Source organism: Candidatus Woesearchaeota archaeon, from assembly GCA_016188115.1.
Lineage (GTDB): Archaea > Nanobdellota > Nanobdellia > Woesearchaeales > GW2011-AR9 > JACPIK01.
Genome location: JACPIK010000002.1, coordinates 281,621 through 295,714, shown reverse-complemented (window position 1 = coordinate 295,714; position 14,094 = coordinate 281,621). Strand labels below are relative to the sequence as shown.

Sequence of the window (14,094 nt, the reverse complement as noted above, 5' to 3'; positions counted from 1 at the left end):
AATTTTTTATAAATCTTTCTTTTTTGTTATCCCTTTATAATGGTAAATTTTATAAAATAATGGATGGAATGTCGTAGTATGTATCAAAATCCAATTATAATTACAGGAGCAACTACTTCGGGAAAATCTGCTGTTGCTATAGCGCTCGCTCAAGAAACTGCACGTAGTGTTCTTGTTAATATGGATAGAACTTTTACGATTGATGCTTTCCCCTTAGGTACAGGGTATGCTGATTTAAGAGCATGTTTAGTACCCAAACGATTATATGGAATACTTCCTGCAGCAAGTGAACCTCTTTCGATTCCAGACTATGTAACCTACGCAAGAGACACAGTTGAAGATCTCTTAGCTCGCAGACAACAACCTATCTTTGAAGGAGGTAGCATAGAATATCTTAAAGGTTTAATTGAAACAAGAGATGAATCGTATTCATCAATTTTGGGTATCCGTTTAGATCCTTCTATTGATCTGGAAGCACAAATACGTAAGCGCTTAAACGCAGCACTAGAGCATGGTTTGATAGAAGAAGTTAGGCAAGGACTAGAAGCTGGATTAAGAGAATCTCATTTAATGAAAAAAGCGATTGTAATAGTACCTCTTATTAAGTATCTTGATGGAGTGATAGGACTAGGAGAAGTCAAAGATGAAATCACCAATCAAGCGTTAACGTATGTTAGTCGATGGTTTGAAGAAGCCTCTAAGATTAGTGAAATCCAATGGATTGACCATCATCCTGCTTCTATGGAGAGAACCTTAGAAAAAATTAGAGAATGTATAAGACCAGCAGAAAAAAAGATCAGAATTACTGTATGAACTTGTTTATATCTACATAGCAGAAAAAAATATAATCTACTCAATGATCATCACTCCATGTTCAAAGTTCAATTCGCTATTACCCATGAAGGCTGTTGGGGTTCAGAGATTCATACTAAGTTTCCACAATACGAATTCTCATCGATTGATTGTCGATGGGTGAAAGGTAATGTTGCACATATCCTTTTAGTACGTGGTAATCAAAAAGAATTTCCCGTGATTGTACAATATTTAAGAAAGCGCCGTGATGTTGTGGAAGTAGAAGAGCTTTCACAAGACGACCAATCGTTGCATTTACGAGTTACAAGTCGTAAGAATCGTATAATGGAGCAGTTTTCAGATATGTTCTTTGAGAATAATTGCTTTCCTCTTGCGTCAACTCGCTTTGAGAAAAATAAAGAAATATGGACATTAGGATCAGCACACAAAGAGAACATTACTAAAGTATACGAACAACTTAAAGCACATCATCCTGTAAGTATAAACTCCTCTGGCGTTAGAGTTATTTCTGACCTTATTACACAAAAACAACGGGAAGCATTGACTTCTGCATATCATTTAGGCTATTACGAATGGCCGCGTGGTAAATCTATTCAGGAGATCTGTGAGGTGTTGAAAGTGCCTAAAACTGTTTTTTTGTCTCATCTACGCAAGGCCGAACAAAAAGTGATGAAAGAATTCATGACTAAGTAGACTAAAAGAAGAGGAAAAAATGTATAGACTATAGTCTACTCAAAATTAATACGTTAGTTAGGTTTTTTCTTCTCTATGGAGTTCACACCATTTAAGCACAAATTAGTTGCCGTTCTTAACGAGAAGATTGAGACAGGACGAGTGATGAATGCATTGGCACATATGGCGTTGGGAATAGGAGGAAGTGTTGAGAAAGAGAAGTTGCGATTACAGGATTATCATGATGCGAGTGGAGGTGTTCACCCTGCAATATCTGATATTCCATTCATTGTGTTGAAAGCGAATTCTTCTCAGATTAAAATGTTAAAGAGATTAGTTTGTGAGCAAGGTATTGAGCATACTGATTTTATTCACACCATGATTGATAAGACCTATGTCGAACAACATGAGAAAACTCAACAGACGAAAGAGGAAGATTTAGAATATTGGGGGATTTGTTTGTTTGGGGATTGGTCAACTGTTAGCACGTTAACGAAAAAATTTTCTTTGTGGAGGTAAAAATGGCATTAGCAGAAGTAGTTGACCTAAACATTGTCAGATTTGAATATGAAGGGAAGAGAGGGGTTGAGGCAATTGAATGCGCTTACACTTATGTTACAAATCGACTCTTAGAAGGTAGGGACGAAAAAGCAATCATTTTAGATAATTTAGCATCCCAACAAGGATTTTATGGAAAATTGTTTGACCTTTACTTCTCATTGCATCCTGACCAAGCACAGATCATTGTAGAAGAACACCAGGATCGATTTAAAGGCTGGTGTAAAATAATGGAACCTTTAGAAAAGCTGTTGTGGACAGGATGTAAAACAGAGAGATATAAAGCAGCTTTAAGAAGGGGAGTACAGAATTTTTAATGAAAGAGCAGGTTTATATATGTTAAAATAATGGCTAAATACATGAATACAAAGACCGCAGTGATATTCATAGTCCTGGCATTTCTCGTTGGTGGAATTGGCGTTTTCTTGCTTCAAAATATAGACTTGGCAGAGAATACTCAATACCAGCAAACAAGAGAAGCAGATATTAATCAGAGGGAGCAGTATGCAACACAACAATTTAATGAGATTGCTAAAGAAATCGATTATTGGTATGAAAAACCAGATGGCTCTATTGGAAAAGCGCATTATGACCAACTTATCCAACGGCTCGACGATATGGAGGGGAAAATAGCTGCTAATCAGATTGAGGAGCATAAAGCTAGACTTAATGAGATGGTCTTAGCACAACAACCATCTTTGAATCAACAAAATGAAAATGATCCGTCTAATTCTAATCAAAATCAACAAAACCAAGCCCAATATAACACAGAATCTAAAGGCTGCGATGGCACCGGACCAGTCCAGTTTACATTCCCACCTAGACGATTAGAAGACATTGAATTTTTTACCCCAATGGGTATAATGATTGGCAATCATGTTACACCTGTCGATCATGGTTATTTCTATCCACCAAACTGGAAACCTGAACCGACTTTAGCAGGTCTTTCAGATGTACTTATCCCTGCTGATGGAGTTATTACATCCATTGGACGTATGCCTACTTATTTTAGTATGAAAGGAGAGGGAATTGAAGATTACCGGATTGTTGTTCATCATTCATGTACATTCTTTACAGTGTATATTCATGTTTTAGTTCTCTCGCCTCAGATTAAAGAGAAAATTGGAGAAATCCAATCCGGAAATACAATGTATCCAGCAATTCCTGTTAACGCAGGAGATATATTGGGACGCGCGAGTACATTCGATTTTAGTGTTCATGATGAAGAGGTTACATTATCTGGGTTTATTGTTCCAGAACATTATGAACGTGAAAAATGGAAAATTCATACGATTGATCCATTAGAATCATTTATTGAACCATTACGGACACAATTGCAAGCCAAGAGTCTGCGAAGCGTAAAACCTTATGGCGGTAAAATTGACCAAGACATTGATGGGACACTTCAGGGAAATTGGTTTGTAGAAAATACCAATGGGTACCAAGGAGTTAAACAACCAGAATATTGGGAAACGCATGTTTCATTCTCACCAGATATGCTTGATGAAAACCATTTTATTATTTCATTAGGTGGTTTTAATGGAGAGGCATTACAGTTTAGTTCAAAAAGTAATTCGCCATTACCACGTAGCGTTAATACTCAATCGGGATTGGTGAAATACGAACTTGTTACCACAGAGTATACTATTGGGAATTCTAATCAATATTGGGATAGGTTGAGTTTAGCGCACGATCTTAAAGCACAACCTGGTTCAGAAGTAAAAGGTGTTGTTCTTGTTGAGATGCTGGAAGATAGAAGAATGAAACTAGAAGTCTTTGCTGGAAAGACTGCATCACAAGTAAGTGGATTTAGTTCTGCTGCAAAATTTTATGAAAGATGATTCTTACTCCCTACTGCTTGAGAAATATTGGTAAAACCATCTTTTTTTAATAATTCTACGAGACTTTTGTTTACTTTACCTATGAGTGCTGGACCTTCATAAACCATGCCCGTAATAAGTTGAACAAGACTTGCACCTCGACAGATTTTCTCATACGCATCCTGTGCGTTAAAGATGCCACCACAACCAACAAGAGTATATTTCCCTTTAGTTTTTTGGTAGATGTAGGAAATCATATCGTTGGCAAATGGTTCGACAATTTTTCCGCTCAATCCACCAGGCCCAATTCTTGCAAGAATCTCTGGAGAGAGATTAGCTTTTGATCTGTCTTTGACCAGATTGGAAATTATAAGACCATGAATTCGATGTTGGTTAATAACTTGGAGTAAATCATCTACTTGCGTTAGAGTTAAATCTGGTGAGAATTTAATGAAAATTGGCTTAGTCGTAGGGATTGTGTCAAGTTGAGCAAGTAGCATCTCTAGTAAGTTAGGATCAGTAAAAGGTTGACCCCCATAGGCATTAGGACAACTAATGTTAATAGTAAGATAATTTGCGTAGGGTTCAAGAACACGAAAGCCTTCTACGTAATCATCTACTCCCACTTGGGCATCACACGTCTCTGCACAATTCGTTTTTGCAATACTTATGCCCAAAGGGAATTTGAATGTACGTCCGTGTATTTTTTTGGCAATGGCATGACAGCCTTCATTTTTAAGACCATAATACACTACGAGAGATTTGCGTTCAGGAACACGCCACAAACGTGGAGCAGGATTTCCTGCACAGGGTTTTGCGGTGACTGAACCAATTTCTTCAAATCCAAAACCGATACTGGGAAGAATATCCATCAGATTAGCGTTTTTATCAAAACCTGCGGCTAAGCCAACAGGATTTTGGAATGTAATATTGTGGATCTTTTGAACTAGTGAAGGATGAGAATAGGCAAAGCACGTAGAGATAATCTTTTTGGAGAACGCATGTTTTCCTAGAAAGATTCCCGTATTGGTTGCCCGATCATGTACCTTTTCGGGATCTGATCGAAATAGAATTGGTTTTATGAGACGCTGGTACATACTTTTAATATGATGCTGAGTCCTTTAAAAAACTTGGGGAACAAACGACTGTAAAAAAAGTTATTTTATGAACAAGCCTATCCCTTCTGCAACCGTTTTAGTAGATCATAGGTTTTCAATGTATAATCATCGTTGAGGTAGATTAATAATTCTGATGTGGCAGTGAGAATTTCTGTAATTACAATATTGTTCATGGTTAGTTCGCGCGTGAGGGTTGAGACGATACCTCTTTCTTGATTTGCCTCTGCTGGAAAGAGAAGGCTAATTTCTGAGATGTGAGAGTGTTTCTTTTTGATTTTGACGTTGTCAAGGAGGTCTTTAATTTTAGGGAGATTGTCTTCATCTAAGAAAACAGTTACTGAAGATGAACCAACCACAATTTTGAGAGTGTCTCCTCGATCATAATTTGTGGTGGTGATGAGCTTTTGTAATTTTTGAACAAGTTCTTTCTCTTTTTCAAAATCGAGAATAACAATGTTGTCTTTGATGTGGATTTTGATTTGGTTAAAGAAGTCTTTAGGTGGTCGGACTTTCTCTGCAAAGGGGTAGCGACGAATCATGGCAATAACTGCTTCCATTTGGTTTGATTTTGCAACGCCTTGTTTGATGATGTATCTTGCGAGTGAACGGCGGTTGATGAGACCATCTTGATACGCGGTTTCAATTTCAGGTCTTTTGCTAAGAAATAGACGAAAGTCTTGTTCTATTTGTGACATATTTTGTTATAATGTGGCTTTTATTTATAAAATGTTGCAAATGAGACGGCGGAGATAAATAGGAGGTTTGACTATTAAATTGTGATGGCAACAATAAAAACAAGTGATTATCGGTGGCAAAGATGAGCAAAATATGGAAAATGAACAAAGCATGGAAAGTCAAGGAGGTAAGAGGTTGCATTTACAACTCCTTTATCAAGGAGGATTTAGGATACCAGAAACTTTTGGCCCCATAGATATAAATCTTTTAGATAAACATAGGCTTTATGTTGTGCGAAGTAGTGCTGCAGGAGAAGATGGGCATACAAAAACTTCGGCTGGAAAATTTCTTACATTAAAAGGAGTAGCACACCAGGATTTAGAAGTTGCGATTCTTCAAGTTCGTTCTTATTATGATTTTGGAAGCGTTGTTATCCAACCAGATCTAAGTGAAATAATGCAGTTCTCTGGTGTAGCGTATTCAAATCTAAATGGTCAAACTTTAATCTCTGGAGGTCGAGGAGCATGTGTCCAACGAATTGTTGAGGGGGAATCATCAGAAACCGAGGTGACATTCTCAGGTGAGAAAGCAAGTATACGGGGTTCCCCTATTAATCCTAAGTTCATCAGAGAGGTTTGTGCCAAATCAAGAGAAGTTGAACACTATTTTGGAATCCCAACAGATATAGAATTTGCAGTAATTGAAAATGAAATGACTTTCTTGCAGGCAAGACCATTGCCAAATCCGACGGATGCTGCCCTGCGCGAACATGAAAGAAGAAGATTAAATAGAGATTTACAACATCTAAAAGATCAAGGTCTAGATGAGTTAGTTTTGGGAGTAGGAAATTATAGGGAGATTTTAGGAAACGCAAACGCTACCCATCTTAGTGCATCCACGTTTAATTATATCTTTTCAGGTGATGGTAAAGAGATTTTAGGCGCAGTCCAATTAGGAAGAAATGAGTTAGGATATGACCTTGGAACGGAAATTTTCCCTTGGACCATCATGTTAAATGGAAAAGTGTATTATAATTTTGCAGGAGATGCTCTTCAGTTTAGACCTAAAGGAATATCGAAAGAAGATTTAATTAATGTTGTTAATGAAATATATTTACCCTGCGTAAGAGAAAATCCGGATCTGTTAAATTATCCAGAACTTCGTCTCTACATCCAATTTCCTCATCAAGCAACACAAGTGGGTTTAGATTCTGAACCATTTAAAGAGTTAGTTGCGCGTAACAGAAACGCAGTTGAGGCAGTAGAAATTCCTCAAAAACCACCTCTTAAGAAATTTGCAGAGGTATATGATTCAATTGAGGCATGTATAGGAGATATAACTACATTAGTAGATGACATTAGAGTAAACAGTGCTAAGGAGTATGTTAAAGCAGCTCGGCTAGCTTTTTTTGCATTGGAAGACGTACGAATGTACATTGAGGCTTTACAACGAGAAAAAAAACACTCTTTTGGGATTATTACTAGATTATATGGCAAAGAATCTGCTGAAGAGTTACGTGATGCAATAGTATATGATGAAAGCATTGGATCGTTTGAATTAGAAGATCAAGAGGAGTTTAGATATCTTGGAAGTTTTGAATTATCTGAACCGAGAGGATTTCCCCCCAAGCGTCATTTTAAACAGGGAAGAGAAATAGCGGACAACAATCTTGCTCAGTTGATTAGTAGAACGCGTAAAGTCTTAGAATACCGAGAAAAAGTGAAGTTTACTCTCTTTAGAGATTATGACCATTTGAAACAACTCTATGAACAAGTTGGAGCATTAAGTGGTCTTGAGAAAGATGTTTTCTATTTAGATTTTGGTGAATTGAGTCATTTAATAGATACACCAAGATTGGCAATGTATAGAGTTGAATTACGTAAGAAAATCAAAGATAAAAAATTATTACCTGATCCCTTATTTGGATCAGACCTTGAATCCGGCAATTTTAGAACCTATGAGAAAAGACCAAAACTAGTGTTTGGATCGCTCCCGCAACAGAAGATGTATGTTCAAATAGGAAAAGAGGGACACATTGTCGATTCTGTTGATCAAACAATAGAAATACCCAATGAAGCAAGAGTGGTATTAGTTCCCGATAATGTACGACCTGGTTCTCATCTCTTTACCATTTTATCAGATTATGGTCTTCCCGTAATAGGGGTTGCTCAAGAGGAGTTGGACACAATAAGAAATACACAGATTGGTATCTCGATGTTAAAAAACGGTTATGTTGAAATCGTGAGACAGGATCAGAAACTGGAATGAAAAAATTAATCTTTATGAGACATGGATATTTAGAAGGAAAATATAAAGATTATACCTCCTTGAAATTTGAAGAATTTGAAAATTTATTACTTAAAAAAGTAAACCCAAGTATTGATGAGCAAAGAACTGAAATCGTTTTGAGAGATAAAGAGATTATCTCCAGTATAGACTTTATTGTTTGTTCTGATGAAAAAAGGGCAATGGAAACGGCAGAAATAGTAAAAAAAATAACTGGTGTTAATTTTGAAACTTCACATTCTCTACGGGAAGTTACTTTTTTTAAAGGAATTATTACCACTAATGATATTGAAGATTTTCATTACTTAAGAACGATAATACTAACACGTTTTTATTATTCTCATCATTCTGAAAAATTTGAAGATGCCATTACAAGATTCTTACTATTCTTGGATTACGTTAAAACATTAAATTATAACACGATTTTATGTATCACCCATGGGTGGTTTATGAGGCTAATTTACATTTACTCATTGAATAGACCATTGAAGGAGATATCATTAAGAGAATTATTAGAAGCAAATGTCGCTACCTTTTTGGATACGATTGAAATAGTGATAGATTAAAAATATAAAAAAAATCTGACCTATACTGTTAATACTATCTTTGTTGTTTCTTTGCTTGATCAAACAACAATCTCCATACGGCAATAATAAAGTTTGATGGCAGACTTCCTTTGCTAGCAAGCAGACGTTGAATGATTTCATTTTCCCGTTCGGTTTGTTCTGCAAGCAGGGTTTGGCTCTGTTTTATTTTTCCTACTTTTTCAACTAGTTCCATACGGCGTTTAAGTTGCGCAAGAATGTGGTTGTCCACAATATCTATTTCTTTACGTACTGATTCTAATGTTTCCATAATACTCACCCTCTTTTTTGACTTTAAGTGAGAATTTCTTTATAAAATTGTCGAGAGTAGAGTATTTATTCATCATCCACATCACCATCTTTATCTACAGGGTTGCTAAATGCTTTGAGGTAAAGAGGTAATTTATCTTTCATTTCTTGTTTGTATTTCTCTTCGATAGGGAGTTTATCGACTTCATTATAAAAGTCTATTTCGGGAAGAGTGGTGAGATTACTAGTAAAGATTCTGTTCTCTTGTTGAATATACTTGGTAACGAGATGTGCTTTTTTCGTTGCAAATTGTTTTGTTGCAGGAAATTTGGTAACAGCATTCGCCCCTGCTTGCATGAGATACCCTACTTCTTCACAGCGGCGTAGGTTTGTGCCAGCAATGATTTCAAGTGTAGGAAAGCGAATGCGGAGCCGAGCGATCCATTCAACATATTGATCAACCGTTGGTCCTTGGGTGAATGGGGTACCTTTGACAGGTTTGAGCGCATAGATTGTGACACGATCGAGTTGATGTTTTTCCACGAAATCAAAGAGATAATGAAGATCGTTAGTGGTGTCTCCTAGCCCAACAATGACTGCGATGCTTTTTTTGAAACCTTGTAATTGTGTGAACATTTTGTCATATGGTTCAATAGGTTTGTTAGGACAAACTTCTTTGTGAAGTTGTGGATGAAGCGTTTCCATGGATGCACAGATGCCTTTTACATACGGACGGAATAGTTCAAGCTGGTTAGGAGGGATTACACCAATGTTGAGCCAGATTTTCTCCCCATAGACTGCACTGACATTTTTGATGTACTCTAACAGTTCTGATGCGGGCATCATGCCATAACCACCAGTGAGAAACTCGATACGCCAATGGAATATTTTACAAAAGAATGCTTCAAGAAGTGCTGAACCCATAGATCGTTTGGAATCGGCGGCGTGTTGCACTTTATGCCGTTGGGTAGATCTAAAGCAGAATGTACAATCACCAATGGAGCAATACCAACTTAAAAAGATACAGCGACCATACCATGTCTTGCCATTGAAATTTTCTTGATAGACTTTGGACGCTTGCTGACAAAGAAGTTGCGTTTGTGTGGAGAGGGAGATATCTTGTGCGTGGATGAAATGAGAAGGGTCGTAGGCTTGGTACGCGATCATTGTTGTGATAATTAGGGCTTTTTTTATAAGATTGTCGAGAATGGAACTGATTTTTACTTTACTTATCCAAAGATTTTTGCTAGAAGACTTGAAATCCCAAATTTAATTTTCTTGCCTAAGCCAACTGCTTGGTAAGTAATTCTGCCATCATTCATCGCCGCTGTAAGATCTGCAGGACCAGTGAGTGACTCAAGAACTGCTTGAGAAGTTTGAACTTTGAGAGTAGGAGTAAATGAGTCATTATCGTTACAGGACCCTGCTTCTGTAACAATTCCATCTTGTATTGTTATACATAGTAAGACATTATTGCCATCATTTTGCGTGATTGTAACGTGTATCTTTTCATTGCCAAAAATACTATCAATGGGCGAAGGGAGTTGCTGACCGCGAATTTCATTTACTATAATATCAAGATTTAATTTTTTTGGCGCAATGAGTTGTTCTACTTTAACTTTTACTGCTTCTTTTTGTTTTACGACATCAGGAGCGAGATTCATAATACCAGTTCGACCATACACTTCTCTTGAAGGAAGAGATTGGACAGCTGCGAGATTAAGTTCGTGAAGGGGAACGGTCCGAATGGTACGGGTAAAGACTCCTTGGAGTGTTGTTGGCGAACCTTGTTGTGCAGGTGGAGGAGGTGGAGTTTCTTTTTGAGGAGGATTTTGTGGAACTTGTTGCACTGGTTCTGGATTAGCATCAATAAATTCTGCAACTTCACGATCTCCAACATAGACTCTGGCACAGCTGTCTCGTAACTGTGGTTTTAATGCAAACGTACCATAGGTAGTATCACAGGCGTATTCACGACGAAATTGGAAATTTTGATTTATGACATCACCATAGGTAATGGTACCTACACGGTTGGCATTATAGGCACCATACACACCGTACGAACAGGACCTGTAATCTACAACACAGATTTCACCTAAGTCATGTTTAGCAATGGGTTGTTGGCAAATACTATCGCGTTGTGCTAGGAATTGGTCTTGTTCTGTTTGTGTTAAATAGACTCGGGCACAGCGTTGCCAGTCATAGGTTGCATATTGAATGGATGCAGGAAATTTGGAAGTAGCCAGTTGACCGTTATTCCACATGTTTATCCAGGATGCAGTGCACACTGCCCGACGTTGATTCGCATTTTGAGGGGTTGGCACAACTAATTTATCAACAACACCTTGGGTATAACAAGAATAGTCCCAATAAAATGCACGAGAACGTGGTGAAGGATTAGTGCTTTCGTCAGGACATTGGCTAAAATCAATAATGCAGTTATCTCCTAAATAGACACCATCAGGCATAGGAGGTTCTTCAAGAACGCTTTGTAAAATTGCGGCTGCTTCAACTTCAGTGAGTTGAACGCTATGGTGCCGTGCTTTAACTTCTTCAACCCGTTCATTAAAACGTGGTAGAACTGATTCTGGATCATGACCATATTGAACTGCAAGATTAACTAATGCAACTGCGGGAATTGATGAGGTTGCCATGGTAATTAATCCTTCAAATTCTTCTACGATTCGTGCAACAGATTCAACATCTTCTACAATACGACTTACTTCTCTGCCAATGGGAGTGCTTTCCAATTCATTTTCAACCCGATCGGTAAAGCGATCCCACTCTGCTTGAATGGGATCAATAATAGGATCGAGAAGACCGGCTTGAACTTGTGATGAAACAAGAGCAGTACTTAGAATAATAGCAAATAGACTTACAAAAAATTTCGTTGTTAAGGTCTTATTTTTTTTGCTATCAGCTTTAATCATAACTACCTCTTTTTGATTTAGGTTGGGAAAAGAAGTATAAAAAAGTATGTTTTTGATGAAATGAAGGAATGTATTACTAGATTTGTTGTTAGATTATTACCATTTTCCTAATTAATGGTCATTGTGCCAAGATACATTCCCATTGAGCAAGTATATGTGAATGTGCCTGTTTTAGTAGGTGTAAATGGATGCCCTTTTGATGAGATGTCTGCACGTAGTCCTAAATCTTTTTGTACAATAAAAGTACTACATCCTCGTAATGTTCCATCATTTGTAAGCACGACTGGTTCGTTGAGGTTTAATGTAAGATCCGTATATGCTCCACTTTTGGTCAACCCTACTTCAACTATTTTGACATTCTCAACAGTTACATCTTTTACTGTACTCCCTGTGATTGACCCACCTCCAAAATAAATTGTCATGCCGATGACACTTATAATTAATATACCAATCATGCCCCAAGTAAATTTATCCATATTGTCACCTTTTGATATTGTTGCTTTCAGCTCTTAATCTTAAATTATTACTTTATACTTCCCTATTGCTTCAATTTCTTTTTTGACTTTTGCAGTATCTAACTTGCCTTCATACTCAATGACAACTTTGCCGGTTTTGAAATCGACGGAGCTAGATTTAATGCCGGAGATTTCACTAAGGACATCTTCAATTAGCATCTTGCACGATTGACAATGGGTCCCTTGTACACTTATGGTTGTTTTCGTCATGTGGTTTCACCTTGTATGGAATAATTATTACTCAATAACATTAAATGTTCCTGGTCCGGCCATACCCATGCCGCAGGTAAATTGAATTTCTCCTGCTTTTTGAGGAGTAAACTCGACAATAGTAATATCAGTTGTTGAGAGTCGCTTGGTAATGCCTAACTTAGGAATCGCGATGACTTGAGTACATCCTTCTGCTTTTGTTCCATCAATTCTCCACTCAACTGGCACGCCTTGCTTGAGTGTAAATTCTAGGGGAAGATAATCAATGCCATCCACAGTCATCTCGACAATCTGAACGCCATTGATTATGGGAACAGGCGGAATTGTTGAAGTGGGATCTGATCCTAAATCAATGTTAGAACGTACAAGCGTGTAACCTGATGAGATACTCACTATTCCAAAGAAGATTACGACAACTGCAGCAATAGTCATAAAATGACGCTGGAAAGATGCTTTCTTGATACTTGAAAGCGCACCAATGCCAATGAATGCAGGGAGGGTTCCCAATGAGAAAACAAGCATGGTAAGAGCGCCCATTGCAGGATTCGCATTTGCAAGAACATAGAGTTGCAGAGCTTGTGTAAACCCACACGGTAAGAAAAACGTGGCTGCACCAAAGAGAAATGATGCAGTGCGATGTTTCGTGTGCTCTTGATCGTTACTTTTTTCATGGATTCTATGGGCAATCCACTTAGGCATCTTGATTTGAATGTGATCTAACCAAGGAAAGATATGCAACATTTGCAGACCAATAATGATCATTAAAATACTGACTAGGATAGTTACTGACCCAGTAAATGCAGGTGAGAGGGTAATGAGTGAACCAAGATACCCAATTCCCGCCCCAAATATAGTGTAGGAAAGGATTCGACCAACATTGAAAAAAATATGTGGTCGAAAACGTTGTATGCTTGTGAGGTTAGGATGAGCTTGGTTGAATTTCGTTGAGAGGGCAAGAAGTAATCCGCCCGATACTGCTAAACACGTTGAGGTCGCAGCGATGAGACCAAGCACAAAAATAAAGCCATAACTCATACTATCAGTAACGGCTAACGCGGGAATAAATTTGAAATACTGCAAAAGAAAATAAATCCCGATGAGAACAATACTCACAGCCCCGATTTCAAGATAGCGTTTAGATTTTGGTACTGATGTATTTGTTGTTTGGGGGTTATCACATTCTAAAGAGTGAAGAGTGTACCCCTTTTCTTTAACTGCTTCTTGAAGTTTTTCTTGTGAGACATTTTCTTCGCACTCTACAATAGCCTGCTCTTTGGCTTTATTGACGTTGACATGGTGCACGCCCGGCACTTTTTTGAGGGCACGTTCGATGACGACTTCACAACTTGCGCAGTGCATGCCTTTAATGGAATAGGTACATTTTTTCATTGATGTTCACCTTTATTGGTTTCTTTGTAGGTATTGGTTTCTTTCTATGCCCTTACTTCTTTTTAGGTTTTAGATGTTGTTCTTGGTGTTTGACAGGAATTGTATTTTCTTGTCTTTCACGCAATAGTTTTGTAAGCCAAATGAAAACGGCTATTGAAAGTCCAATTAAAATGAGAGCAGTAAGGATCATAAAAAACCAACCCCAGCCGCCACCATAGCCAAATCCACCCATCATACCACAATTACCATAAATGTTTTCATATGCCATGTTTAAT

The 14,094-nt window shown here is 37.7% G+C and carries 16 protein-coding genes; 7 read left to right on the top strand and 9 right to left on the bottom strand.

Annotation, left to right across the window (positions count from 1 at the left end; genetic code table 11):
• Window positions 1–78 precede the first annotated feature (78 nt).
• From HYV86_01610 to HYV86_01590, 5 genes are all read left to right on the top strand, one after another.
• A complete protein-coding gene (locus HYV86_01610) occupies window positions 79–813 on the top strand; it encodes a hypothetical protein (GenBank protein MBI2572530.1) in 735 nt (244 codons plus the stop codon).
• A 57-nt stretch (window positions 814–870) separates the two neighbouring features.
• A complete protein-coding gene (locus HYV86_01605) occupies window positions 871–1,506 on the top strand; it encodes a helix-turn-helix domain-containing protein (protein ID MBI2572529.1) in 636 nt (211 codons plus the stop codon).
• 75 nt (window positions 1,507–1,581) lie between these two features.
• On the top strand, window positions 1,582–2,004 hold the full coding sequence (locus HYV86_01600) for a DUF2000 domain-containing protein (GenBank protein MBI2572528.1): 423 nt from the start codon (window positions 1,582–1,584) through the stop codon (window positions 2,002–2,004).
• A 2-nt stretch (window positions 2,005–2,006) separates the two neighbouring features.
• Window positions 2,007–2,360 carry a hypothetical protein gene (locus HYV86_01595; protein MBI2572527.1) on the top strand — a complete coding sequence of 118 codons (354 nt, stop codon included), beginning with the start codon at window positions 2,007–2,009 and terminating at the stop codon, window positions 2,358–2,360.
• A 42-nt stretch (window positions 2,361–2,402) separates the two neighbouring features.
• Entirely contained in the window at window positions 2,403–3,884 is a 1,482-nt protein-coding gene (locus tag HYV86_01590; protein ID MBI2572526.1) for a hypothetical protein, read from the top strand.
• Here HYV86_01590 and HYV86_01585 read toward each other — a convergent pair.
• Both HYV86_01585 and HYV86_01580 read right to left on the bottom strand, forming a co-directional pair.
• Entirely contained in the window at window positions 3,872–4,960 is a 1,089-nt protein-coding gene (locus tag HYV86_01585; GenBank protein ID MBI2572525.1) for a quinone-dependent dihydroorotate dehydrogenase, read from the bottom strand. The genes HYV86_01590 and HYV86_01585 overlap by 13 nt on opposite strands.
• A 77-nt stretch (window positions 4,961–5,037) precedes the next feature.
• Complete coding sequence (locus tag HYV86_01580) at window positions 5,038–5,676, bottom strand: hypothetical protein (protein ID MBI2572524.1); 639 nt, start codon at window positions 5,674–5,676, stop codon at window positions 5,038–5,040.
• A 133-nt stretch (window positions 5,677–5,809) separates the two neighbouring features.
• Between HYV86_01580 and HYV86_01575 the strand changes: the two genes are divergently transcribed.
• Both HYV86_01575 and HYV86_01570 read left to right on the top strand, forming a co-directional pair.
• On the top strand, window positions 5,810–7,924 hold the full coding sequence (locus HYV86_01575; protein MBI2572523.1) for a hypothetical protein: 2,115 nt from the start codon (window positions 5,810–5,812) through the stop codon (window positions 7,922–7,924).
• A complete protein-coding gene (locus HYV86_01570; protein MBI2572522.1) occupies window positions 7,921–8,508 on the top strand; it encodes a histidine phosphatase family protein in 588 nt (195 codons plus the stop codon). The genes HYV86_01575 and HYV86_01570 overlap by 4 nt, the downstream gene beginning before the upstream one ends.
• Before the next feature lie 34 nt (window positions 8,509–8,542).
• Here the strand turns inward: HYV86_01570 and HYV86_01565 are convergent, their stop codons facing one another.
• From HYV86_01565 to HYV86_01535, 7 genes are all read right to left on the bottom strand, one after another.
• Entirely contained in the window at window positions 8,543–8,797 is a 255-nt protein-coding gene (locus HYV86_01565; protein MBI2572521.1) for a chorismate mutase, read from the bottom strand.
• Between the two features lie 65 nt (window positions 8,798–8,862).
• A complete protein-coding gene (locus HYV86_01560) occupies window positions 8,863–9,942 on the bottom strand; it encodes a hypothetical protein (protein ID MBI2572520.1) in 1,080 nt (359 codons plus the stop codon).
• Between the two features lie 62 nt (window positions 9,943–10,004).
• A complete protein-coding gene (locus HYV86_01555; protein MBI2572519.1) occupies window positions 10,005–11,705 on the bottom strand; it encodes a hypothetical protein in 1,701 nt (566 codons plus the stop codon).
• A gap of 107 nt (window positions 11,706–11,812) precedes the next feature.
• The gene (locus HYV86_01550) at window positions 11,813–12,181 is read right to left on the bottom strand and encodes a hypothetical protein (GenBank protein ID MBI2572518.1); all 369 of its coding nucleotides are present in this window, start codon (window positions 12,179–12,181) and stop codon (window positions 11,813–11,815) included.
• Window positions 12,182–12,220: 39 nt separating this feature from the next.
• A complete protein-coding gene (locus tag HYV86_01545; GenBank protein ID MBI2572517.1) occupies window positions 12,221–12,430 on the bottom strand; it encodes a heavy-metal-associated domain-containing protein in 210 nt (69 codons plus the stop codon).
• A gap of 27 nt (window positions 12,431–12,457) precedes the next feature.
• Window positions 12,458–13,819 (bottom strand): sulfite exporter TauE/SafE family protein, encoded by a 1,362-nt coding sequence (locus HYV86_01540; GenBank protein ID MBI2572516.1) that lies wholly within the window; start codon window positions 13,817–13,819, stop codon window positions 12,458–12,460.
• A gap of 52 nt (window positions 13,820–13,871) precedes the next feature.
• Window positions 13,872–14,087, bottom strand: a complete 216-nt coding sequence (locus HYV86_01535; protein MBI2572515.1) for a hypothetical protein — start codon at window positions 14,085–14,087, stop codon at window positions 13,872–13,874.
• Window positions 14,088–14,094: the final 7 nt, after the last annotated feature.

Coding starts and splice junctions, on each gene's coding strand:
- HYV86_01610 (MBI2572530.1), top strand. CDS start 79: ATGTATCAAAATCCAATTATAATTACAGGAGCAACTACTTCGGGAAAA.
- HYV86_01605 (MBI2572529.1), top strand. CDS start 871: ATGTTCAAAGTTCAATTCGCTATTACCCATGAAGGCTGTTGGGGTTCA.
- HYV86_01600 (MBI2572528.1), top strand. CDS start 1,582: ATGGAGTTCACACCATTTAAGCACAAATTAGTTGCCGTTCTTAACGAG.
- HYV86_01595 (MBI2572527.1), top strand. CDS start 2,007: ATGGCATTAGCAGAAGTAGTTGACCTAAACATTGTCAGATTTGAATAT.
- HYV86_01590 (MBI2572526.1), top strand. CDS start 2,403: ATGAATACAAAGACCGCAGTGATATTCATAGTCCTGGCATTTCTCGTT.
- HYV86_01585 (MBI2572525.1), bottom strand. CDS start 4,960: ATGTACCAGCGTCTCATAAAACCAATTCTATTTCGATCAGATCCCGAA.
- HYV86_01580 (MBI2572524.1), bottom strand. CDS start 5,676: ATGTCACAAATAGAACAAGACTTTCGTCTATTTCTTAGCAAAAGACCT.
- HYV86_01575 (MBI2572523.1), top strand. CDS start 5,810: ATGGAAAATGAACAAAGCATGGAAAGTCAAGGAGGTAAGAGGTTGCAT.
- HYV86_01570 (MBI2572522.1), top strand. CDS start 7,921: ATGAAAAAATTAATCTTTATGAGACATGGATATTTAGAAGGAAAATAT.
- HYV86_01565 (MBI2572521.1), bottom strand. CDS start 8,797: ATGGAAACATTAGAATCAGTACGTAAAGAAATAGATATTGTGGACAAC.
- HYV86_01560 (MBI2572520.1), bottom strand. CDS start 9,942: ATGATCGCGTACCAAGCCTACGACCCTTCTCATTTCATCCACGCACAA.
- HYV86_01555 (MBI2572519.1), bottom strand. CDS start 11,705: ATGATTAAAGCTGATAGCAAAAAAAATAAGACCTTAACAACGAAATTT.
- HYV86_01550 (MBI2572518.1), bottom strand. CDS start 12,181: ATGGATAAATTTACTTGGGGCATGATTGGTATATTAATTATAAGTGTC.
- HYV86_01545 (MBI2572517.1), bottom strand. CDS start 12,430: ATGACGAAAACAACCATAAGTGTACAAGGGACCCATTGTCAATCGTGC.
- HYV86_01540 (MBI2572516.1), bottom strand. CDS start 13,819: ATGAAAAAATGTACCTATTCCATTAAAGGCATGCACTGCGCAAGTTGT.
- HYV86_01535 (MBI2572515.1), bottom strand. CDS start 14,087: ATGGCATATGAAAACATTTATGGTAATTGTGGTATGATGGGTGGATTT.